The 22171-nt window shown below is 70.3% G+C and carries 23 protein-coding genes; 12 read left to right on the forward strand and 11 right to left on the reverse strand.

Translation table 11 applies throughout. The features are described 5' to 3' along the window. Positions 1 to 16: 16 nt before the first annotated feature. Together LY12_RS16355 and LY12_RS16360 are read right to left on the reverse strand one after the other, a co-directional pair. Complete coding sequence (locus LY12_RS16355) at positions 17 to 700, reverse strand: response regulator (RefSeq protein WP_253857684.1); 684 nt, start codon at positions 698 to 700, stop codon at positions 17 to 19. Then, entirely contained in the window at positions 697 to 2379 is a 1683-nt protein-coding gene (locus LY12_RS16360; RefSeq protein ID WP_253857686.1) for a sensor histidine kinase, read from the reverse strand. Before LY12_RS16360 ends, LY12_RS16355 begins: the two co-directional genes overlap by 4 nt. 69 nt (positions 2380 to 2448) lie before the next feature. Between LY12_RS16360 and LY12_RS16365 the strand changes: the two genes are divergently transcribed. Genes LY12_RS16365 through LY12_RS16385 form a run of 5 tightly spaced genes read left to right on the forward strand, consistent with a single transcriptional unit; the run spans position 2449 to position 6944 of the window. Beyond that, positions 2449 to 3474 carry a Bug family tripartite tricarboxylate transporter substrate binding protein gene (locus LY12_RS16365; protein ID WP_253857687.1) on the forward strand — a complete coding sequence of 342 codons (1026 nt, stop codon included), beginning with the start codon at positions 2449 to 2451 and terminating at the stop codon, positions 3472 to 3474. 25 nt (positions 3475 to 3499) lie between these two features. Beyond that, on the forward strand, positions 3500 to 4540 hold the full coding sequence (locus LY12_RS16370) for a Bug family tripartite tricarboxylate transporter substrate binding protein (RefSeq protein WP_253857688.1): 1041 nt from the start codon (positions 3500 to 3502) through the stop codon (positions 4538 to 4540). Then, entirely contained in the window at positions 4537 to 5049 is a 513-nt protein-coding gene (locus LY12_RS16375) for a tripartite tricarboxylate transporter TctB family protein (protein ID WP_253857689.1), read from the forward strand. The genes LY12_RS16370 and LY12_RS16375 overlap by 4 nt, the downstream gene beginning before the upstream one ends. Before the next feature lies 1 nt (position 5050). Continuing rightward, positions 5051 to 6559, forward strand: a complete 1509-nt coding sequence (locus LY12_RS16380) for a tripartite tricarboxylate transporter permease (protein WP_253857690.1) — start codon at positions 5051 to 5053, stop codon at positions 6557 to 6559. A gap of 22 nt (positions 6560 to 6581) precedes the next feature. Beyond that, entirely contained in the window at positions 6582 to 6944 is a 363-nt protein-coding gene (locus tag LY12_RS16385; protein WP_253857691.1) for a universal stress protein, read from the forward strand. Between the two features lie 232 nt (positions 6945 to 7176). On the opposite strand, the gene LY12_RS16390 is transcribed toward LY12_RS16385, so the two are convergent. After that, on the reverse strand, positions 7177 to 8337 hold the full coding sequence (locus tag LY12_RS16390; RefSeq protein ID WP_253857692.1) for an ROK family protein: 1161 nt from the start codon (positions 8335 to 8337) through the stop codon (positions 7177 to 7179). Positions 8338 to 8516: 179 nt separating this feature from the next. Between LY12_RS16390 and LY12_RS16395 the strand changes: the two genes are divergently transcribed. Genes LY12_RS16395 through xylB form a run of 3 tightly spaced genes read left to right on the forward strand, consistent with a single transcriptional unit; the run spans position 8517 to position 12552 of the window. Then, positions 8517 to 9953, forward strand: a complete 1437-nt coding sequence (locus tag LY12_RS16395; RefSeq protein WP_253857693.1) for a sugar porter family MFS transporter — start codon at positions 8517 to 8519, stop codon at positions 9951 to 9953. 44 nt (positions 9954 to 9997) lie between these two features. Continuing rightward, positions 9998 to 11152 carry a xylose isomerase gene (gene xylA, locus LY12_RS16400; RefSeq protein ID WP_253857695.1) on the forward strand — a complete coding sequence of 385 codons (1155 nt, stop codon included), beginning with the start codon at positions 9998 to 10000 and terminating at the stop codon, positions 11150 to 11152. 2 nt (positions 11153 to 11154) lie between these two features. After that, the gene (gene xylB / locus LY12_RS16405; RefSeq protein WP_253857704.1) at positions 11155 to 12552 is read left to right on the forward strand and encodes a xylulokinase; all 1398 of its coding nucleotides are present in this window, start codon (positions 11155 to 11157) and stop codon (positions 12550 to 12552) included. A 75-nt stretch (positions 12553 to 12627) separates the two neighbouring features. On the opposite strand, the gene LY12_RS16410 is transcribed toward xylB, so the two are convergent. From LY12_RS16410 to LY12_RS16430, 5 genes are all read right to left on the reverse strand, one after another. Next, positions 12628 to 13035 (reverse strand): Imm1 family immunity protein, encoded by a 408-nt coding sequence (locus tag LY12_RS16410; RefSeq protein WP_253857706.1) that lies wholly within the window; start codon positions 13033 to 13035, stop codon positions 12628 to 12630. Next, positions 13032 to 13415, reverse strand: a complete 384-nt coding sequence (locus LY12_RS16415) for a DddA-like double-stranded DNA deaminase toxin (RefSeq protein WP_253857708.1) — start codon at positions 13413 to 13415, stop codon at positions 13032 to 13034. Before LY12_RS16415 ends, LY12_RS16410 begins: the two co-directional genes overlap by 4 nt. A gap of 115 nt (positions 13416 to 13530) precedes the next feature. Beyond that, positions 13531 to 13791, reverse strand: a complete 261-nt coding sequence (locus LY12_RS16420; RefSeq protein WP_253857710.1) for a hypothetical protein — start codon at positions 13789 to 13791, stop codon at positions 13531 to 13533. After that, entirely contained in the window at positions 13778 to 14155 is a 378-nt protein-coding gene (locus LY12_RS26130; RefSeq protein ID WP_308292133.1) for a hypothetical protein, read from the reverse strand. Before LY12_RS26130 ends, LY12_RS16420 begins: the two co-directional genes overlap by 14 nt. 577 nt (positions 14156 to 14732) lie before the next feature. After that, positions 14733 to 15512 (reverse strand): GntR family transcriptional regulator, encoded by a 780-nt coding sequence (locus tag LY12_RS16430; protein WP_253857712.1) that lies wholly within the window; start codon positions 15510 to 15512, stop codon positions 14733 to 14735. On the opposite strand from LY12_RS16430, the gene LY12_RS16435 reads away from it, so the two are divergent. Continuing rightward, complete coding sequence (locus LY12_RS16435) at positions 15421 to 16038, forward strand: NUDIX hydrolase (protein WP_253857714.1); 618 nt, start codon at positions 15421 to 15423, stop codon at positions 16036 to 16038. The genes LY12_RS16430 and LY12_RS16435 overlap by 92 nt on opposite strands. Positions 16039 to 16127: 89 nt before the next feature. Here the strand turns inward: LY12_RS16435 and LY12_RS16440 are convergent, their stop codons facing one another. Beyond that, positions 16128 to 17666: a PucR family transcriptional regulator gene (locus LY12_RS16440; protein WP_253858863.1), complete on the reverse strand. Its 1539-nt coding sequence runs from the start codon at positions 17664 to 17666 to the stop codon at positions 16128 to 16130. A gap of 167 nt (positions 17667 to 17833) precedes the next feature. Here LY12_RS16440 and LY12_RS16445 point away from each other — a divergent pair, with 167 nt between their 5' ends. From LY12_RS16445 to LY12_RS16455, 3 genes are read left to right on the forward strand one after another with little or no spacing between them, the layout of a single operon-like run. Beyond that, complete coding sequence (locus LY12_RS16445; RefSeq protein WP_253857716.1) at positions 17834 to 19093, forward strand: NAD(P)/FAD-dependent oxidoreductase; 1260 nt, start codon at positions 17834 to 17836, stop codon at positions 19091 to 19093. 21 nt (positions 19094 to 19114) lie between these two features. Further along, complete coding sequence (locus tag LY12_RS16450) at positions 19115 to 19327, forward strand: hypothetical protein (protein ID WP_253857718.1); 213 nt, start codon at positions 19115 to 19117, stop codon at positions 19325 to 19327. Next, on the forward strand, positions 19324 to 19782 hold the full coding sequence (locus LY12_RS16455; RefSeq protein ID WP_253857722.1) for a GreA/GreB family elongation factor: 459 nt from the start codon (positions 19324 to 19326) through the stop codon (positions 19780 to 19782). Before LY12_RS16450 ends, LY12_RS16455 begins: the two co-directional genes overlap by 4 nt. A gap of 52 nt (positions 19783 to 19834) precedes the next feature. On the opposite strand, the gene LY12_RS16460 is transcribed toward LY12_RS16455, so the two are convergent. Together LY12_RS16460 and LY12_RS16465 are read right to left on the reverse strand one after the other, a co-directional pair. Next, a complete protein-coding gene (locus tag LY12_RS16460; protein WP_253858864.1) occupies positions 19835 to 21289 on the reverse strand; it encodes an SDR family oxidoreductase in 1455 nt (484 codons plus the stop codon). Continuing rightward, positions 21289 to 22170 carry an NAD-dependent epimerase/dehydratase family protein gene (locus LY12_RS16465; protein WP_253857723.1) on the reverse strand — a complete coding sequence of 294 codons (882 nt, stop codon included), beginning with the start codon at positions 22168 to 22170 and terminating at the stop codon, positions 21289 to 21291. The genes LY12_RS16460 and LY12_RS16465 overlap by 1 nt, the downstream gene beginning before the upstream one ends. Between the last annotated feature and the right edge of the window lies 1 nt (position 22171).

Consider the following 22171-nt stretch of genomic DNA (forward strand, 5'->3'; position numbering starts at 1 on the left):
GCCAGGTGAGCCGTGCTCACTGGATCCGGTAGCGGCGGACGGGGCGGCCGGAGGTGCCGTACTGCGGCCGTATCTCCGCGGTGCCCGTGGCGGCGAAGTGTTCGAGGTAGCGACGCGCCGTGACACGGGCCAGTCCGACCGCCTCGGCTGCCTCCGAGGCGGAGATGTCGCCCCGCTCCCTGGCCACGGTCAGCACCAGGTCCGCCGTCTCCTGGCTGAGCCCCTTCGGCAGCGCCGCGGCCCCGCGGTCGGCGGGAGCGTGTCCGATGCCGAAGGCTTGATCGATCGTGGCCTGGGCGACCTCTTCCCGTTGCCGGTCGGTGGGCAGCGCGGCCATTGCGTCGGCCACCCGCTGCAGCCGGACGGCGAGGTCGTCGTACTCGAACGGCTTGACCAGGTACTGCATCGCCCCGCCGTGCAGCGCTGCGCGGACCGCCGCCGCGCCCGCCTCGGCGGTGACCATCACCACCGCGATCGGGTGTCCTTCGCCGCCCAGCCGGTTGAGCACGTCGAGCCCGGACATGTCGGGCAGGTGCACATCGAGCAACAGCAGGTCCGGTTGCAGCGAGGCCGCGAGGTCCAGCGCCTCACGGCCGGTGTGCGCCGTGCCCGCGACCTCGAAGCCCGGCGTCCGCTCCACGAACTTCTCGTGGATGCGCGCGACGCGGAAGTCGTCGTCGACCACCAGTACCCGGATCACGGTGTGGACTCCTGTCGGACGGAGGTGTCGGCGGGCAGGACCACGTGGAGCTCCGCGCCGCCTGCCTCGGCTTCCTCGATTCTCACGTGGCCGCCCCGTTGGCTGCAGATCAGTCGTACCAGCGACAGGCCGAGCCCACGACCACCGACGACGTCGGGTTTGGTCGAGAAGCCTCTGGTGAAGACGGATTCCCGCCGATCCCGGGGAATGCCGGGACCGTTGTCGCGCACCCGCATGTGGATCTCGTTGGCGTCGACGACGATCCGCACCTCGACGGTGGCCCCGTCCGTGCCGGCGCACGCGTCGACGGCGTTGTTCACGAGGTTGCCGAGGATGGTGGTCAGGTCCGCGCCGAGTTCGGAGGGCAGGGCAGGCAACCGTGACTCGGGGTCCAGTACCAGCTCGACCCCGTGTTCCTCGGCCACGGCGTGCTTGGCGATCACGACGGCCGCGACGGCGGGATCGCGCAGTCGTTCCGACACCGCGGCACTGACCTCGGCGCGGTGCCGGGTCAGGTCGCCGACGAGTGCCCGGACCTCGTCGTACTCGCCGAGCTGCACCAGCCCCGAGATGGTGTGCAGCTGGTTGTCGAACTCGTGTGTCTGCGCCCGCAGCGTGTCGGTGATCGTGAGGTTCGAACTGAGCTGGCTCTGCAGCGAGACGAGTTCGGTGCGGTCCCGCAGGGTGGTGACGCTGCCGATGCCGCGGCCGTGGGTGCTCGCCTCCCGGCGGTTGAACACCACGACGCGCGTGCCGACGAGTGCCACGGCGTCCGCCACGTCGCCGGCTTCGGGCGCCCCGGTGAGCAGGGCGATCACGTGCGGATCGAGGCCGAGCTCGTCGACGGGCCTGCCCACGGGATCCGGCTGGTCCGGCTCGTCGAGGCCGAGGGTGGTGCGGGCGGCATCGTTCATCATGGTGACGCGGCCGCCGGTGTCCACGGCGACCACGCCTTCGCGGATGGCGTGCAGCAGCGCCTCCCGATGGTCGGCCAGGGTCGCGATCTCCGTGGAGGCGAGGCCACGGGTGCGACGTTTCAGCAGCCGCGCGACGCCGTACGTCCCCACACCGCCGAGGAGCGCTCCGAGTCCCAGGTAGAGGCCGAGGTGGGGGCCGGCTCCGACGAGGCGCTCCCACAGCGACGGGTAGGCCTGTTCGGCGACGGCGATGCCGAGGACCTCGCCGTCGTCGGAGTAGATCGGCGCGTGTGCGGCGACGGCTCGGCCGCGCGGTGGCCGGACGTCGCCGGACCAGCCGCGACCGGACAGTGCGTCGCTCTCGCCGAGCGCGGCCTTCCCGTCGACCAGGCTCGGATCCGACGCGGCGAGCACGTCGCGGCGAGGGGAGACGATCATGACGTCGGTCGCGCCGGAGAGGCTCAGGCCTCGGTCGACCGCGGGCGCCAGCACTCGGGGAGTGTCGTTCGCGGCCACGCTGCTGTCGCGGGCCCGGGTGAGCTGTTGCCGCACCACGGAGCGGTTGGCGACGTATTCGGCGACCGAACGCATCTGGGCGCCCTGCCGGGTCGTGAACTCGGCCGTCGACTGCCGCACGCTGAGCAGCGCCACGATCACCAGCAGCACACCGATGACGAGCAGCTGCAGCAGCAGGAACTGCGCAGCGAGCGTGGGTTCGCCCCGTCCGGGGGAACGGTGGCTCAGCGCGACCACAACGACCACAACCTCCTTTGTGTTCACAAGGGTGACGTTTGCCGCGTCATCGCGTCATGCTCGCACGATTCCAATCCCGTGACCGCGGTCACCTGGCGTGTGGAGGCGACGTTGCGACCGCATGGGCCGATTCTCGACCGGCGACGGCTGCTGGCATCGGCCGTCGCTGTGGCCTCGGCTGCCGTGGCCGGGAGCAGCTGCGGCATCGCGAACGGCGGCGCGGATCGGCTGCTGCGCATGTTGATCCCGCACAGTCCCGGCGGCGGTTACGACCTCACCGGCCGGGCAGCGGCGAAGGCGTTGGAGGCGGGCGAGAAGTTCGACGCGGTGGAGATCACCAACGTGCTCGGCGGTGGTGGCACCGTGGCGCTCCAGCGGCTGCTCGACGAGGAAGGTGCGGAGGACCTGGTCCTGGTAATGGGTCTCGGTGTCCTCGGTGCGGTGCATGCGCGGACCTCCGACGTCACGCCGCCGGCCGTCACCCCGATCGCCAGGCTGGTCGAGGAGCAGGAGGGCATCCTGGTGCCGGCGCACTCGCCGCTGCGGACGGTCGACGACCTGGTCGCCGCATGGCGGCGGTCGCCGAGGTCGGTCACCGTCGGCGGCGGCTCCACGGTCGGCGGCCCCGATCACCTGTTCCCGATGCGGCTCGCCGCCGAGGTCGGCATCGAGCCGCGTCGGGTCGCCTACCGGTCCTTCGCCGGCGGCGGACCACTCACCTCAGCGCTGATCGGCGGGGAGGTGGACGTCGGCGTGTCCAGCCTCGGGGAGGTCGAGGGCCAGGTCCGGGAGGGTGCGCTCCGCCTCCTCGCCGTGTCGGGCCGGGACCGGCACCGGCCCGGCGCTCCGACTCTCACGCAGTCCGGCATCGACCTGGTCTTCACGAACTGGCGTGGCGTGCTCGCCCCGCCCGGGATCTCCGAGGGGCACCGGCAGCACCTGATCGAGACCGTCACCGCCATGCATGCGAGTGACGAGTGGCAGGCGGCACTGGCACGCAACGGATGGCGGGACAACTTCGCCACCGGCGACGAGTTCGCCGGTTTCCTGCGAGAGCAGGCCACCGATGTCGACCGGACATTGCGGGAGCTCGGACTGACATGAGTAACAACGTGGAAAGGAGTGGGCCGTGGACCGTGCCCACGACGTGACGGACACCGACCCGGACGACCCCGGCGGAGGTCGTCGTGCGCGGCGGGGCCGGCTGGGAATGGTCGTGTACGGCGTCGTCGCGACGCTGGTGATCGGCGCCGGAGTGGCGGCCTCGGTCGCCCGCGGGGGCGTCACCGCCGACATCCGGAGCAACGCGACCCTCATCGCACCCGCCGCCGCCGGTGGCGGGTGGGACACCTTCATGCGCGAGGCCCAGGAGTCCATGCGGGAGAACGGCCTCGGCAGCAACATCCAGGTCGTCAACGTGCCCGGCGCCGCGGGGACGATCGGGCTGACCCGGCTCTCCACGATGACCGGTCGCCCCGACGCCGCCATGGTGGGCGGCACCGGCCTGGTGGCGGGGGTCGAGCAGACCGGGTCGCAGGTGAGGATGGACGACGTCACCCCGATCGCACGGGTCGTCGAGGAGTACGACGTCGTGGTGGTGCCGGCGAACTCGCCGTACCAGAACCTGCAGCAGCTCATCGACGCCTGGCGTGAGGACCCGGCGGAGATCGCCTTCACCGGTGGCGGCAGCTTCGACGAGCTGGTCATGGCACAGCTGGCCAGCGCCGCAGGCATCGAACCCGCGGAGACCACCTACATCCCCAAGTCCGGCGGCGGGGAGGTCACCCAGGCCCTGGTGACCGGTACCGCCGACGCGGCCACCTCCGGCTACCTGGACGTGGACGACCAGATCGAGGCGGGCCGGCTGCGTCCCCTGGCGCTGGCCGCCAAGGAACCGATCGACGGGCTCGACGTACCGACCCTGCCCGAGCTCGGCTACGACGTCACGCTCGCGAACTGGCGCGGCGTGTTCGCACCGCCGGGCATCTCGGACGAACAGGCGGAGGTGATCCGCGAGGTGTTCCAGGAGGTGACGACCACCTCCGAGTGGCAGGACGCGGTCGCCCGCAACGAATGGAACGAGGTGTGGCTGGACGGTGCGGAGTTCCGCCGATTCCTCGACGAGCAGGAAGAGCTCGTGAAGTCGCTCTACAAGGAGTTGGGCCGATGAGCACAGCGCCGAACGCCGAACGTGGTGACGCGCCGCGGCAGCTGCGTGGCCGCGGCGGGCTGCTGGTCCCGCTGGTCGTGGCCATCGTCTGCACCCTGGTCGTGATCGGCATGGTCGGGATGGAGGTGCCGCCGGAGACGACCTTCCCCGGACCGCGGTTCTTCCCGACGATCCTGGTGGTCGCGGGCTACGCGCTCAGCATCCTGCTGGTGGTGCACTACCTGCGGCACCCGGATGAGGAGGCCACGGAGACGCAGTACCGCACCTACAGCGACTGGCCTGCCTTCGCCTGGGTGGCCGGCAGTTTCCTCGCCTTCGCAGTGCTGCTCGACGTGCTCGGCTGGATCCTGGCCGCCGGCCTGCTCTTCTGGGGCGTGGCCAGAGGTGTCGGGAGCAAGCGGCCGCTGTTCGACGTGTCGGTGGCATTGCTGCTGTCGAGCTTGATCTACCTGGTGTTCGCCGCCGGGCTCGGGGTGACCCTCCCGTCCGGGCTTCTGGGAGGGATGTGACATGGACCAGTTGCAGCTGCTCTTGGAGGGCTTCGCGGGGGCCCTGACCCCGATGAACCTGCTCTGGGTCCTGCTGGGGTGCCTGATCGGCACCGCGGTCGGGGTCCTGCCGGGGCTCGGCTCGTCGATGGCGGTCGCCCTGCTGTTGCCGATGACCTTCGCGCTGGACCCGACGGCCGCGTTCATCCTGTTCGCAGGGGTGTACTTCGGCGGCCTGTTCGGGGATTCCACGATGGGCATCCTGATGAACACGCCCGGTCAGGCTTCGGCCATCGCGTCGACCTTCGAGGGTCACGCCATGGCGAAGGCGGGACGTGCCCCGCAAGCGCTGGCCATCGCGGCGATCGGCGCGTTCCTCGGCGGCATCGTGTCCGCGGTCGCGGTGACCTTCGCCGCCCCGGCATTGGCCGAGTTCGCGGCCAACTTCGGACCGGCGGAGTTCTTCGCCCTGGCACTGCTCGCTTTCGGCGCCATCTCCTCCGTCGTCGCGGACTCGGTGGTCAAGGGCCTGACCTCGTTGGTGTTGGGGCTGGTCCTGGCGACGGTCGGGGTCGACCCGATCTCCGGGGCCGAGCGGTTCACGTTCGGTTCGATGTATCTGTTCGACGGTGTCTCGCTCGTCGTCGTGGTGGTCGGGATGCTCGCGCTGGGGGAGGTGCTCAAGGTCGCCACCCGCATCCATCGGGATCCCAAGCCGGAACAGCTGGGCGCCCCCGGCAGCCGGAAGTTCCTGTCCAAACGGGAGTTCAAGGATGCGGCGCCTGCCTGGGCACGAGGAGCCGGCATCGGTCTCCCGTTCGGCGTGATCCCGGTGGGCGGTGCCGAAGTGCCGACGTTCCTGTCCTACGACGTCGAGCGCAGGCTGGACCGGCGGCGTCGGGACCCGCAGTTCGGCAAGGGCGCTCCGCGTGGTCTGGCGGGGCCCGAGGCCGCGGGTAACGCGACGACGGGCATGGCGATGGGCGCGCTGCTCGCGCTCGGACTCCCGGTCTCCGCCACGGCAGCGATCATGCTCGCGGCGTTCCGCCAGTACGGCATCCAGCCGGGACCGCTGCTGTTCGACACGTCGGCCGACCTCGTCTGGCCGCTGCTGGCGAGCTTCTTCATCGCGATGGTGGTGCTGCTGCTGATCAACCTGCCGTTCGCGCAGTTGTGGGCGAAGTTGTTGCTCATCCCGCCGCCGTACCTCTACGCCGGCATCGTCGTCTTCTGCGGGCTGGGCATCTATGCGACGTCGCCCTCGATGTTCGATCTGCTGTTCTTCCTCGGGATCGGCTGCTTGGCGTTCCTGATGCGCCGCTACGCCGTGCCCGTGGCACCGCTGCTGATCGGCATGGTGCTCGGCCCGTTGGCGGAGACGAGCATGCGCGACGCGCTCCTGGGGTCGAACGGTGACTACTCGGTCTTCGTCGCCGGGCCGATCCCGATCGTGCTCTACGTCCTGCTGCTGGTCGTGGTCGCGTTCAAGGTCCGCCAGGTCGTGGTCACCAGAAGCCGGCGGGACGTCTGAGAAGGAACCTTAGGGAGGAAGCATGACCGTCATCGTGGCCCGTACCGACACGCCGGAGAGCGAAGCCGCGCTGAGCGCCGGTGTCGCCGAGTCGCGCCGTCGAGGGGAGGACCTGGTGGTCTTCAACCTCGACGGTGTGCGCCTCGACCCGGACGACACCGTCGAAGGAGCGCCGGTCTCCTTCGAAGAGCCCGACCCCCGTGACCGGGACCCGGTCGGCAGCCTGCTGGACACCGCGACGAGGCGGGAGGCCTCGCTCATCGTGATCGGACTCAAGCGGCGGTCACCGACCGGGAAACTGCTGTTCGGCTCCATGGCACAGCACGTGCTGCTGGAGGCGAACGCTCCGGTCCTCGCGGTCAAGGCCGGTGCGAAACCCGAGTAGCGGTAGGTCCGGTCTCCCTATGCCGCGGCCGGCCGGGTGGCCGCCGTCGCGTACCGCGGCGATCACCCGGCCGCGCAAGGCGGTGCCGGCCTCGGCCGTACGGCGGTGCCCGAACACCGGCGCCACGCGAGCTGCCGGTCCGTCGCTGTCCACAAGCGACGGACCGGCAGTGTTTTTCACAGGGTGCCGGGCGGTTGGCGCGGTTTCGCCCGGCACGTCAGGTGACGGCTACTCACAGCGCGACGTTGTCGCGTGCCAGCAGCACGGCGCCGTCGAGCTCGGCGTTGGTCAACGAGCTCGCAGCCAGGCGGCAGGCGGACTGCGACAGTGAGGAGCGCCGCACGGCCTGTTCCAGCGGGCGCCACAGCACGTCGCCGGCGCCGGCCACCGCGCCGCCGAGGACGACGAGGTCGGGATTGAGCACGTTGAGGAGGTAGCCGATCCCGCGCCCCAGTGCGGTTCCGGCGCGTTCCACCGCGGCCACCGCCGCGGTGTCACCGCGCGCGGCGGCTGCCAGCACGTCGTCGATGTCGCGGGTGGACGCGAGGTCGGTGGCCGCTGCTTCAGCGGCCTCGTGTGCCGACTGCAGGATCGCGGGTTGAGAGGCCACGCTCTCGAGGCATCCGATGTTGCCGCAGGCGCACGGCCGACCGTCGTCCTCGACCCGGCAATGGCCGATCTCTCCGCCGATTCCGGCGGCTCCGGAGAACAGCCGGGAATCGAGCACGACACCGGCCCCGATGCCCGCGCTGACCATGATCCGTACGAAGTTGGCGACACCGTCGCCCCAGCCGAAGCGTTGTTCCGCCAGCGCACCGGCGTGGGCCTCGTTGTAGATCACAGCCGGGACGCCGAACAGCTCCTCGACCCACTCCCGCAACGGCACGTCGTGCCAGTCCAGGTTCGGGGCGAGGAGGCAGTGTCCGCTGCGGTGGTCGACCAGACCGGCGACCGAGACCCCGACCGAGGCGATGCGGTCGGCGGGCACGCCCGCTTGCTCGGCCGCCCCGCGGACCAGTGGTCCCAGCTGACGCACGCCGGCTGCGGGGTCGCCGACCGCACTGGGCACGGTCGCTTGCACCAGGGTGCGGCCGAGTGCGTCGGCCACCGCGACCGAGCTGCGGTGCACGCCCAGGTGCACGCCGACGTAGGCGCGCGCATCCGGGTTGAAGACCACGAGGTTCGGCTTGCGGCCCCCGACGACACCGGCTTCGCCCACACCGGCGGGGATCAGCAGCTCCTCGTCCAACAGCCCGTCGACGATCGATGCCACCGAGGGTTTGGTCAGGCCGGTGGCGCGGGCCACCTCCGCGCGCGAGCGGGGGAGCCCGTCTCCGAAGAGCTCGAGCAGGTGCTGCCGGTTCAACTGCCGGACCGTCCGGGGATCGGCCATCCTGTGAAACCTCCTCGTACGGCCTGTGCGGCCACTGCCAGCTGCGAGCACCACAGTTCATGGTGATTGCCGCCAACCGGCTCGGTGATGGCGGTTCCATTCTTGACAGTGGTTAGTAAGTATATGATCCTTACCAACCACGTCGGAGTGACCGTCCCCACCACTGCAATGGAGCATTGATGTCCGTCGATTCCACTACTGATCCGCCAGGTTCCGGCTCCGGGTCACGCTCGCTGCGCACGGCACATTTCGCCGTGGTGGCCGCGCTCGGCGGTTTCCTCTTCGGCTACGACACCGCCGTGATCAACGGGGCCGTCACCGCCATTCAGAGCGAGTTCCAGATCGGCGCCGTCGTCACCGGACTGGCCGTGGCAACGGCACTGATCGGTTCGGCGCTCGGGGCCTGGAGCGCCGGAACGCTGGCCGATCGGTACGGCCGGCTGGCCACGATGCGCACCGCCGCCGTGTTGTTCCTGCTCAGTGCGATCGGTTCAGCGTTGCCGCTGTCGGTCTGGGACTTCACGATCTGGCGGCTCGTCGGTGGTGTCGCGGTCGGCATGGCCTCGGTGATCGCGCCCGCCTACATCGCCGAGATCTCCCCCGCGGGCAACCGAGGGCGGCTCGGCTCGCTGCAGCAGCTGGCCATCGTGCTGGGAATCGCCATCTCGCAGGTCGTCAACTGGGGCATCGCCGGCGCTGCGGGCGGCTCCGAAGCGCCGCTGCTGGGGCTCGACGCGTGGCAGTGGATGCTGGCCGTCGAGGCCGTCCCGGCGGTCCTCTACGGCTTGCTCGCCTTCACCATCCCCGAATCGCCGCGCTATTTGGTCGCTCGCGGACGCATCTACAGCGCCCACGAGGTTCTCAGCACCACCGAAGGCGGCGACGTCGAAGCGCGGCTCGCCGAGATCCAGGACTCCGTGGCCAACGACCATCGGCCGCAGGTGCGGGACCTGCGCACCAGGCGCACCGGCCTGCTCCCGATCGTCTGGGTCGGCATCGTCCTGTCCGTGCTGCAGCAGTTCGTCGGAATCAACGTCATCTTCTACTACTCGTCGGCGCTGTGGCAGTCGGTCGGGATCGACGAGTCCAATTCGCTGTTGCTGAGCTTGTCCACCCAGATCTTCAACATCGTCGGTACCGTCCTCGCGCTGCTGCTGCTGGACCGGGTCGGACGTCGCCGGCTGCTGATGACCGGCTCAGCCGGCATGGCGGTCATGCTGGCGGTCGCCACCTACGCCTTCGGTCACGCGAGCACAGTGGACGGTGAGCCGAATCTGGCCGATCCCTACGGTCCGATGGCACTGATCGCCGCGCACGTGTTCGTGTTCTTCTTCGCCATCTCGTGGGGACCGGTCGTCTGGGTGCTGCTTGGCGAGATGTTCCCGAACCGGTTCCGCGCTCCGGCGCTGGCGGTTGCCGCAGCCGCCCAGTGGCTGGCGAACTTCACCATCACCGCCTCGTTCCCGCCGCTGTCAGAGATCAACTTGTCGATGACCTACCTCGGCTACACCGTGTTCGCGGCCGTGTCGGTGTGGTTCGTCTTCAAGTGGGTGCCTGAGACCAAGGGGCGCACGCTCGAGGACATGGACCGCACCACGCTGACGCGGGCGAGCTGAGTGCGACCGCGTTTCCCCTTCCCGACTCGAAACGAGGAGACATCATGGATCTGACCCCGAAGCCCCAGGACCGTTTCGCCTTCGGGCTGTGGACGATCGGCTGGCGGGCCGACGACCCGTTCGGCGCCCCGACCCGCGAACGCCTCGACCCCGTGGAGGCGGTGAACGGACTGGCCGAGATCGGCGCGTACGGGATCACGTTCCACGACGACGACCTGATCCCGTTCGGCACGCAGGCTGCGGAACGCACCGCGATCATCGAGCGGTTCCGCAAAGCGCTGGCGGAGACGGGCCTGGTCGTGCCGACCGCGACGACCAACCTGTTCGGGCACCCGGTGTTCAAGGACGGCGCGCTGACAGCCAAGGACCGGGACGTGCGGCGCTTCGCCCTGCGCAAGGTGGCGCGCAACATCGACCTCGCCGCCGAACTGGGCGCGCAGACCTACGTGTTCTGGGGCGGCCGCGAGGGTTCTGAGGCCGAAGCCGCCTACGATCCGACCGCGGCCCTGGAACGCTACCGCGAGGGTCTCAACGCGCTGACGCACTACGTCAAGGAGCAGGGCTACCAGCTGCGGTTCGCCGTGGAACCCAAGCCGAACGAGCCGCGCGGCGACATCCTGCTCCCGACCATCGGGCACGCCCTGGCGTTCATTCAGACGCTGGATCATCCCGACATGGTCGGGGTCAATCCCGAGGTCGGCCACGAGCAGATGGCCGGGCTCAACGCCGTGCACGGTTACGCCCAGGCGCTGTGGCAGGGCAAGCTGTTCCACATCGACCTCAACGGCCAGCACGGTCCGCGTTACGACCAGGACCTCGTGTTCGGGCACGGCGACCTGATCAACGCGTTCTTCCTCGTCGACCTGCTGGAGAACGGCGGCTACGACGGTCCCCGCCACTTCGACTACAAGCCGCTGCGCACCGAGGACAAGGCCGGCGTGTGGGACAGCGCGCGTGCCAACATGCGCACCTACCTGATCCTGCGCGAGCGAGCGCGGCAGTTCCGCGAGGACCCCGAGGTCGCCGAGGCGCGCAAGGCCGCCCGTCTGGACCAACTGTCGGTGTCCACTCTGGACAAGGGCGAGACGGTCACCAGCGTCCTCTCCGAGGAACTCGACGTGGACGAGGCCGCCGAGCGGGGGGCGGCCAACGCGCGCCTGCAACAGTTGGCCGTCGAACACCTCATGGGAGCGCGCTGACCATGCCCCTCGTCGCGGGTGTCGATTCGTCGACGCAATCCTGCAAAGTGGTCGTGCGTGACGCCGACACCGGTGCGCCGGTGCGTGACGGCCAGGCCGAGCATCCCTCCGGAACCCAGGTCGATCCCCGGCACTGGTGGACGGCACTACACACCGCCGTCGACCGGGCCGGGGGCCTCGACGACGTCGCCGCGGTGTCGGTGGCCGGCCAGCAACACGGGCTGGTCTGCCTCGACGAGGACGGCGAGATCGTGCGCACGGCGTCGCTGTGGAACGACCTCGCCCCCGCCGCGGCGGCCGACGAACTCACCGCCGAGCTCGGCCCGCAGCAGTGGGCCGAGGCGGTCGGGAGCGTGCCGCGGGCCTCGTTCACCGTGGCCAAACTGCGGTGGCTGGCCGAGTTCGACCCCGATTCGGCTGCGCGCACCGCGGCGGTGTGCCTGCCGCACGACTACCTGACGTGGCGGTTGGCGGGCAGCGGCGATCCCGCCCGCGTCACCACCGACCGGGGAGACGCCTCCGGGACCGGGTACTGGTCGCCCCGCTCGAGCCGTTACCGCGAGGACCTGGTCGAGCGCGCGTTCGGCTCGGTGCCGCACCTGCCACGGGTGTGCGGACCGGCCGAACCGGTGGCCACCACCGCAGGCGGTCTCACCCTTGGACCGGGCACCGGCGACAACATGGGCGCGGCCCTGGGGCTGGGTATCGGACCCGGCGACGTCGTGGTCTCGCTCGGCACCTCCGGCACGGTCTTCGCCGTCGGGAGGCAGCCCGTCTCCGACCCGGCCGGGGACATCGCCGGCTTCTGCGACGCCACGGGCCGGTTCCTGCCGCTGGTGTGCACCCTCAACGCAGCGCGCGTACTCAGCAGCACCGCGGCGATGCTCGGTACCGATCTCGACGGGCTGAACCGGCTCGCCGGGCAGGCCGAGCCCGGTGCCGGCGGCCTGACGCTGTTGCCTTACCTCGAGGGCGAGCGCACCCCGAACCTCCCGGACGCTGCGGGCACGATCACGGGGCTGCGCACGACCAACATGACGCCGGCCAACCTGGCTCGGGCCGCGGTGGAGGGCATGCTCTGCGGGCTGGCCGATGGTCTGGACCGGCTGCGTGAGTACGGGGTGGCGATCAACCGCGTGCTGCTGACCGGCGGTGCCGCCCGCTCGCCGGCGGTGCAGCAGGCAGCCCCCGCCCTGTTCGACGCCGACGTGGAAGTCCCCACAGTGGACGAATACGTCGCCATCGGCGCCGCACGGCAAGCAGCCTGGACCCTGTCCGGTGCCCAGGAGCCGCCGCACTGGGACGTCGTTCGCACCCGCCTGCCTGCGGGCGATCCGGCGGCGGTGCGACCGGCACGCGAGTCCTACCGGAAGGCACGCGAACGGATGCACTCGGTCTGAGCCGAGGTACTCGTCCGGCGCCGACAGAAACGCGGGCGTGGCGGGCGTGAGGAGCGAAGCCGCTGCCGGGAACGTTCAGTCGGCGGGAACCCACGTGATGCTGGTGGGGCGCTGATGGGTGCGGAGGAACTCTTCCAGCGCGGTGAGCATGTCGGGGAGCGGGACCTCCGCCCCGGGCGGTAGGTACGAAGGGTGCAGACCGGCCAGCTGGTAGTCGACTTCGTCCTCGTTGGTGCCGCCTGCCGGGACGTACTGGCCGTCGCGCTGACCGAAAGTCAGGGCAGCGACACCGGGTGCCGTGCTGACACCGAATTCGAGTTCGACGTGGTCTTCGTGGCGCACGTCGGTCGGTCCGGCCGCGACGACCCAGAAGTGGGCGGCCTCCAGATCTCCTGCAGCGAACTCGCGAACTCGGTCAATGAACCGGCTCACGTCGGGCACGTCATCGACACGGAAGCCCGTCAGGTCGAGGAGGTTGGTCATGAGGCTGTCCCCTTGTAGATGCGCTTGAATGGCTTGCCGTCGACGTCTGTGCCGAGCACGGTCAGCGAAAACCCCGTCGGGAGGATAGCCGGCAGGTATGCATGACAGCCGCCCGTCGCGCCGGGTTCGGACCCGCAGGGAGCGTGGTTCAGGGTGAGCTTCCCGTGTCGTTCCCCAAGTTTGATCATCATCGTGGCTGTCTTCATTTCAACGTGGTGGGCCAGTCGGCGTGTGACAGCATCCGGAATATCTCGCTTGCGCAGCGCATCCCGTGCCTCGGCGGTCCACGGGTCGTCACGGTTGGGCGTGATGTGTCCGAGCGCGCGGCCGCCGAGTTCGGGGTAGGCGACGACGCGAGGATTGCGCTCGCCTCGGCGCACTCGGCGTGGGAGGTTCTCATGGACAGGGGCAGCTTCGGCCGGATATCGGTCGCCGTGGGGGTTTCGGTATTCGTCGTGCGTAGTCGAAGGTGGCGGCGTGCTCGGCTGGCTGTTCTCAGTCTTGAAATCGCTGCAACGTGGCGTCGACGCCCTCCTTGAGCCGCGCCACCGCTCCCATCGCTGTTCCCAGGGCGTCCGTGGCCTGAGCTGCTTGGCTGTGGAGTATGGTGCCTGCCTCGGTGTTGCCGAGCGCGGCCAGGAGTTGGTGCACGATGCCGTCCACTTCTTGGGTCTGGGCGTGGATGCCGCCTTGGATCTCGTGGCATCTGCCTGACGCCGTGTGCAGCGCTGCCAGGGTTTCTTCATGGGAGGCCATCGCTGTCCTTTCTTCGGATTTCGTCGTGGTCGTGGTATTCGCCGAGGGTTGCGGCGAGGGCTGTTTTGATTCCGTTGATCTGGACCTGCATTTGGTGGAGGGTTCGTTCGATCGCCTCCAGCCGTGCTGTCGGCAGGCCGGGGTCCCGGGTGCCCTGGGGTGACCTGCTCAGGCAGCGTTCACAGGGCATGCCCGTGGGGTTGTCGAGCCGTTCCAGTTGGCCTGGTCCGAACGACGCGCCGCACAGGGCGGTGATCCGCCGTGGGGGTGCCGAGGAGGCGGGGATCGGGAACACGTGACTGACGCGCTGGGACTCGTTCTCCAGGCCGGGAATTGGCCGCGCGAGCATCACGCCGTCCGTCATTGGCCTGCCTCCGTCCCGTGGAGTCCGGTGGGCGCGAGCGCGGAGGGGGTGGGCAGCTCGCTCCCACCGGGGTCGGGTTCCGGCCGCGGGGCGCGCCCCGGGCGGGGGTAGGACGGGGCCCCGGCCGGAGGGCGGATGGCACGGGCCAGCAAGCGGCGCACGATCCCGGGTCGGCCGGAGTGCTTGTCGCGCCAAGGCGAGTTGCGGTCTTCCTGGCCGTTGAGCACCGCACGGCACCTCGAACAGCGCGGACCGTTCGGCAGGATCGCTGCCGATGCCGTGACGGTGTGGCCGCAGACGGCGCGATACTCGCCTGCTCCACGAGCACGGCCCGCAGCGAAGGCCTCGTCCTCGACCGCGTGGTCCTTGCCGTCCGCTGAGCAGAGAAACCATGTGGTGAAGAGCTTCCGGCGAGTGGCCGCCTCTGCAGCTGTCATAGGAATCGGTCCGTTACGGGTTTTGGTGTGAGCGGGCGCTGCCGACGTATCGGCGCCACCCGCAGGGTCGCTACTACTGTTCTAGACGTCTAGAGGAGTTGCAAGCCGGCTTATGTGAGTGGTTGCTTTTGCGAACACCCTTACTGCGCCGGGACGTCGTATTCGAGTAAGTAGGCGGGTGCGACCTTCACCGTGTCGCATACCTCTACGGCGAGGTCGTTGACGTCGTAGGCGGTTCTGACAACGGTCAGCACAGGGATGCCCGGTCCGATCTCTAGTGCTGTTCGCTCGTCCGGCGTTGGCATTCGGGCGCCGACCTCCTCGCTGAAGCGGGCGAGCGTGTGCCCTGCCTCTTCGAGACGCGCGTAGATTCCGCCGGGGCCAGGGTCAGGTTCCTCGATCGGTGTTCCATCGGCGATCGCGATCGGTAGATACGACGTCGCGACCTCTACGGGACGTCCGTTCGCCAGGTAGCGGCGGTCACGGACCAGGACCTCGTCTCCAGCTGGCAGGCGCAGCCGTTCCGCGATGGTTTCGGTGGCGGTTGTCCGGGAGATCTCGATCCGGTCGACGCCCGGTTGATAGCCGGCCTTGTCGGCTTCGGCGATGAAAGCGGCCTTTCCGGCATCGCGGTGTCTGCGGGCGAAGCGGTCGGACGCGAGCCGTCGCACCGGCGGCATCGGCCGGACGAATACGCCCCGACCGTGTTCGGGAATGACGAGGCCTTCGCCGCGGAGCTCTTGTATCGCCTGCCGGGCTGTCATGCGAGCCACGCCGAAGTTCTCCATCAACGCTGCTTCGGACGGCAGTCTGGCCCCGGGTTCGAGAGTGCCGGACTCGATCGCCGAACGCAGCATGCCCGCGATCTGCTGGTATGGCGGTCGCGGATCGGATCGGTCGATGTCGCCAAGTTGCACCATGGCGGCTCTCCTGCAGGCGTCTAGGTGTGTTCTAGTCTGGCACACGGTCGGACGAACCATGAATAGCTGCGCCGACGACAAGGCAGGACATGCGATGGGTGAGATGCCGAAGCACTCGGTCAGCGTCGCCGGCATCGTCGTCGATTCCGACGACCGCGTCCTCGTGATCCGTCGCCGCGACAACGGGCGCTGGGAGATGCCCGGCGGCGTGCTCGAGCTGGGTGAGGCGTTCGAGGACGGCGTGCGTCGCGAGGTCGCCGAGGAAACCGGCATGACGGTCGAGGTGGAACGGCTGACCGGCGTCTACAAGAACCTCAGTCGCGGCATCGTCGCGCTCGTGTTCCGGTGCAGCCCCGGCGGCGACCTCGTCGCGCAGACCGACGAGGCGCGCGAAGTCCGATGGATGAACCGGGACGAGGTCACCCGCTCCATGAGCCCGGCCTTCGCCGTCCGTGTCCACGACGCGTTCGACACGCAGCCGCACACGCGCGCGCACGACGGGGTGCAGCTCGTAGCGACGACGTAGTGACCGCGAGTCGCAACACGCGCCCCTGAAAGCACAACACGGTCTCCTGAATGCAGAACACGCGGTGCTGAGTGCAGGACACGCGGGGCTTATCGGTCGTGGTCGCCGACGGCGAGGGTGATCAGCATCGCGAGGCGTTTGCGTGGTTCGTCGAGGCGCAGGTCGGCGAGTTCGGACATCTTGCGCAGGCGGTTTCGGACGGTGTTGGGGTGGACGTCGAGGTGGCCTGCCGCGGCGTTCAGGTCGCCCTGCGCTTCGAGCCACGCCTGGAGCGTGAACAGCAACCGGGTCCCGTGCGCATCGTCGTGCCGGGCGAGGTGCGCGAGCGGACCGCGCGAGGGCATTCGTCCCGCCGTGGCCGCGGTTCGGAGGCGCTGGAGCAGGATCTCGTCCCACGCCTCGTCGTAGCAGACGGGCTCACCGTCGGCCCGCGCCGCGTGCAGGGCGAGGCTTTCGTCGGCCTCCTGCCTGCTCGCCGGGAGCTCGCCGGGTTCGGCGGGGCCGCCGACACCCGCGGCCAGACTGGCGTGGCGGGGCAGGCCCTGCGCGAGCTCGTGCAACCAGTTGAGCGCGGGCGCGGGATCGTCGTCGCAGGGAAGCACCGTGTATACGGTGTTGCCGAACAACGTCGTCCTGCCGGGGCGTGACCAGCCGAAACCGGTGGTGGCCCGTTCGAACGCCAGCAGGATCGCGGCGTTGCGCTCGGCCGCCGTGTGCGCCTGCAGCGCGATGACGCGGTGCCGCCGGGGCGGAAGGCCGAGTTTGCCGATGACGGCGGCCGCATCCGGCGTGCCCTCCAGCAGCTCGATCACCAGTTCCGACTCGACCTGCCGTTCCAGGTCGGCGCTCACCCGGGAGCGCAGCAGATGCAGCGCCACCGTGTGGGCGCCGTCGGCGAGCACGCGCGTGCGGATCGGATCGAGCGGGCCGTCGCACGTGACCCACAGCGACCCCAGGAGCTCGCGGCCCGCACGCACCGCGACCACGGTCCGGTCCTGCAGGCCGTGTTCCGGGGCGCCGGTGACGTGAAGCGGTTCGTCGGACATCGCCAGATGCGTGAACACGCCGCGCTCGTCGAAGAGGGTCCGCACCCGTTCGGGCACCCGCCTGCCGAGGATGGTGTCGAGCCGGGCCGGGTCGGTGTCGTGCTGGACGCTCGAGTAAGCCATGACGCGGGAGAGCTGATCCTCGATCGTCACCGGAGCGCCGACACCTGCCGCGATGCTGTCGGCGAGGGTGAACAGGTCGCTCGGCCCGCGGCCCGACTCCGTTTCCCGTCCTTCCAGCACCAGGCCGTACACGACGCCCGCCACCTGGCTCCACGACACTTCCGAGGGTACCAGCAGCAGGCAGGTTCCGGCGGCGCGCGCGGCTGCCGCGACGTCGTCGTCGAGTTCGCCGTCTTGCCTGATCAGCACGGCCCTGGCCTGCGCGGCGAGCCCCAGTTCGAGTGCCCTGGCGGCGTCGGGTACACCGACCGCGAGCAGCGCGTCGCCCAGGACGGGACCGTCGCCCGCCGGATCGTGCATCGCCACGCTGTGCAGCTCGGCGTCCCTGTTCCGGTTGTGGCCCGCGGCCCGCACGTCGTAGCCGCCCAGCACGTTGATGAGGCGATCCAGCCTGACCATCCACGACCCGCCCTGCGCGAATCCGCCGGGACAGCGCCCGGATGAGCCGATCGTACGCTGGCCGATCGCCACAATCAGCACGCTTGCGACTGTGGAATTCGTACAACCCCGTGGTGTCCGGGCTCAGCCATGCTTACGGGCATCGGACCGGACACGGGAAGGTACGCATGCTCAACGTCGCAGGCAGCTCCGATCACCCCCGGACGGCGGTTGTCGTCGGGGCGGGCGTCGTCGGGTTGTCGACCGCCTGGTTCCTGCAGGAACACGGGGTCGAGGTGACCGTCGTCGACCGTTCGGGCGTGGCCGCGGGGTCGTCCTGGGGCAACGCGGGCTGGCTCTCGCCCGGGCTCGCGCTGCCGCTCAACGACCCCGGCGTGCTGCGCTACGGCCTGCGCTCGTTGTTCGACCGCAAGGCCCCGCTGCACGTGCCGGCCAGGATCGATCCGGCACTGTGGCGGTTCCTGCTGCGCTTCGCCGCACGCTGCACCACGAGCGGCTGGGACCGCGTGGCCCGCGCGAACCTGCCGCTCAACGTCGAGAGCTTGAAGGCCTACGACACGCTCGCCGCAGGCGGTGTGGAGACCCACGCGGTGCAGGCTCCGATCACGGCCGCGTTCGAGAACCACGACCAGGCAGCCGTGCTGACCGGCGAGTTCGACCGCCTCGGCGATGCGGGCCAGCAGGTCTCGTACCAGCGGCTGAGCGCAGGTGAGCTGGGGGATTGGCTGCCGCAGGCCGCCGACCGGCTCGGCGAAGGGCTGCGCATCGACGGGCAGCGCTACGTCGACCCCGGGCAACTCGCCGGATCGCTCGCGGACGCCGTGCGCGGCCGGGGCGGTGTCATCCGCAACGGCTTCGACGTGGTCGACGTGCGGCCCCATGACCACGCGGTGACGCTGCGGTCGTCGTCCGGATCCGTGTCGGCGCACGTCGCCGTACTGGCGGGCGGCGCGTGGTTCACCCGCCTCGGCCGTCGTTTCGGGATCCGGGTTCCGGTCCGTGCCGGTCGCGGCTATTCGTTCACCGTGCCCACCGACGAGCCGGTGACCGGTCCGGTCTACCTGCCGGGGATCCGCGTGGCCTGCACGCCGTACCAGGGCGCGCTGCGGGTCGCGGGCACCATGGAGTTCCGCCGCGCCGACGATGCGCTCGACCCCGCGCGGATCGATGCCGTCGTCGAATCCGCCCGCCCGCTGCTGAAGGGGGTCCGCTGGGAGGAGCGCCGCGACGAATGGGTCGGTGCCCGCCCGGTCACCCACGACGGCAAGCCGCTGATCGGCGCGACGAACGCCCCCAACGTGTATGCGGCGGGCGGTCACGGCATGTGGGGCCTGACCCAGGGCCCCGTGACCGGACGGTTGCTCGCCGAGCAGATCGTCACCGGTAAACGGCCGGACGCGCTCCACGAGTTCGATCCGCTGCGCTGAACCCCGTCGAAAGTGGCAGCCATGACCGACAACGAGGGGCTGCGCGCCCACCGGCCGCACCCGACCGACGACGAACGCGGCGAACTGGAGTGGCTGCGCGTCGAGAACGAGCTGTTGCGTACGCAACGCGACGTACTCGAACGCATCGCCATCGGATTCGCCGAGGACCTGGGGGTCGCCCTGCCCCGCGGCATGATCCGGCCGGACGGCCCACCCTGCGAGGACACCCGATGACCGACACCGGACAGACCTGGCTCACCGCCGAAGCCTTCGACCGGCTCCGCGGCGAACTCGACGACCTGCGCAACCGGCGTGACGACGATGCCGCCGAGGCGCTCGACGGCGGTGAGCGTGCGCTGCGCGACCGGCGCGTCCAGACCCGTATCCGGGAGATCGAAGCGTTGCTGCACAACGCCGTCGTGGGCAGGCCGCCGCCGGACGACGGCGTCGCCGAACCCGGCATGGTGCTGACCGTGTGTTTCGACGACGACCCCGACACCGAGACGTTCCTGCTCGGCGTGCGCGACGGTTCCGAATCCGACGGGCTGGCCGTCTACTCGCCGGACTCGCCGCTGGGCCGGGCGCTGACCGGAGCCGTGCAGGGCGACGAGCGCACCTACACCGTCCCCAGTGGACAGACCGTCGTGGTGCGGCTGCTCCGCGCGGTGCCGTACGAGAACGCGCGCTGACGTGGCGGTGCACGCCGGCGCCCCCGCGGGTATCGAACGGCCTCGCGGCGGGTCAGGTCGCGCTCGCGGCGCCGGTGATGTTGCGGGCCATGCCGCCGAACACGATGTCGTGGAAGGGCGATACGGCGCGCCAGTACAACTGGCCCGCGAGCCCGTGGGGTTCGAACAGGGCGCGTTGCCGGTAACGCGCGCCGTCGCCGTCCGGCTCTACGGCGAGTTCGAGCCACGCGCGGCCCGGCAGCTGCATCTCGGCGCGGAGCCGGAGCAACCGTGGCCGTTCGACGGCTTCGACGCGCCACCAGTCGAGTGCTTCGCCGACGTGCAGCTCGTGCGGGTCGCGTCGACCGCGTCGCAGGCCGACGCCACCGGCGATCCGGTCGGCCCAGCCGCGGACCGACCACGCCAGCGGGAAGGAGTACCAGCCGTGTTCGCCGCCGATGGCTTCGATGACGTCCCACAGCTGTTCGGGTGTGGCGTCGGTGCGGCGTTCGCGAACGTCCCGGTACATGGTCCCGCCGGACCAGCCGGGGTCGGTGGGTAACGGGTCGGACGGCGCGGTCGGCCACGTCGCGTCGGACCACCGGGTGGGAACCTCGCGGTCGCGGATGCGGGTCAGCGCGAGTTCGAGTGCTTGTTCGTAGTGCAACAGGCCCTCGGCCGGCGGGGCGATGTGGGCGTCGATGTCGTGTTCGCGGCGAACGACTTCGTGGACGAGCGATTCGATCAGCGGGATGCCGATGCTGCGCGGGACCGGGGTCACGAGATTGACCCACTGGGCGGACAACCACGGCGTCAGCACCGGAACGGGCAGCACGACGCGCCGCGGCAGTCCCGAGACGACCGCGTAGCCGCGCATCATCTCGAGGTAGGTCAGCACGTCGGGCCCGCCGATGTCGAACCGGCGGTGGACGTCGGCGGGCAGCTCGGCCGCACGGGTGAGGTAGTGCAGGACGTCCCGCACGGCGATCGGCTGGACACGGTTGTGGACCCATCGCGGGGTGACCATCACCGGCAGCCGCTCGGTGAGATACCGCAGCATCTCGAAACTGGCCGAGCCGGATCCGATGATCACCGCCGCCTGCAGCACCACGGTGGGTACGCCCGAGTCGAGCAGGATCTGCCCGACCTCGTCCCGCGAAGCCAGGTGCTCGGACAACGGCTCGTCCTCGGCGGGTGTGATGCCGCCGAGGTAGATCAGCCTGGAAAGGCCCGCCCCGCGTGCCGCCGCCGCCACGTTCTCGGCGGCGTCCCGGTCGACCTGCACGAAGTCGGACCGGTGCAGCGCGTGCACGAGGTAGTAGGCCACCTGGCTGCCGGCCAACGCGGCGGCCATGTCGGACGGTTCGGTGACGTCGCCGCGCACGACCTCGACCTCGCCCCGCCACGGCACTTCGGCGAGCTTCTCGGGACTGCGGGCCACCACGCGCACCTCGTGGCCCGCCGCGAGCAGCTCGGGCACGAGCCTGCCGCCGATGTAGCCCGTCGCACCGAGCACCACACAGCGCATCATCGGCTCCCTTCACAGGCGGCGCGATAGCCCTCGCGATAGGTCGGATAGGTGAACGTGTAGCCGCTCGCGCGAAGCCGGCTGCAGTCGCAGCGTTTGCCGGTCCCCCGCGCGGAGGGCTCATCGCCGGTCGGGGGCGGCGCGACGCCCAGCTCCCCGGCGACGAAGCGCAGTACGGCGCCCCGTTCGGCGGGTTCGTGGTCCACCCCGACGTACAGCGGATCGGGCCGGTCCACGCGGTCGGTCAGGTGCACGATCGCGTCGGCGGCGTCGTCGCGGTGGATGCGGTTGGTGTACACGGGCCGGGAGTCCACGGTCGCGGTGCCGTCGCGTACCGAAGCGACGAGGCGCCCGGGGCCCGGCCCGTAGAGCCCGGCCAGCCGCAGCACGATCGCATCCGGCCGCCACTCGTGCAGGCGCCGTTCGGCTGCGCGCAGTTGCAGGCCGGTGGCCGTGTCCGGCTCGACGGGGGTGCGCTCGTCGACCAGGCTCCCGTCTCCCGCCCCGTAGACCGCGGTCGACGACACCAGCAGCACCCGCGGGCGGCCGGGCACGTCCCGGTCGATCGCCGCGAGCACGTTCGCCACACCGTTGACGTAGGTGTCTCGATAGGCCTCGGCGGTGCGGTCGTCGGCGGTCAGTGCCACCACGACCACGCCCATTTCCCTGGGCAGGCGGGGCTGTTCCGTTCGCAGGTCGACGGCCTGGCCCTCGACGGCGGCCGGTAGCCGCTCCGGGCGGCGACGCAAGCCCAGCACCCGGTAACCCTCGCCGGCGAGACGCACCGCCACGCGAGTGCCGAGGTCGCCGCAGCCCGCGAGGACGGCGGTCGGTGCGGATCGCGGCGACCCGGACGGGGCGGGCGGCTCGTTTCCCGGCATG

Source organism: Prauserella alba (assembly GCF_024171735.1).
GTDB lineage: Bacteria > Actinomycetota > Actinomycetes > Mycobacteriales > Pseudonocardiaceae > Prauserella > Prauserella alba.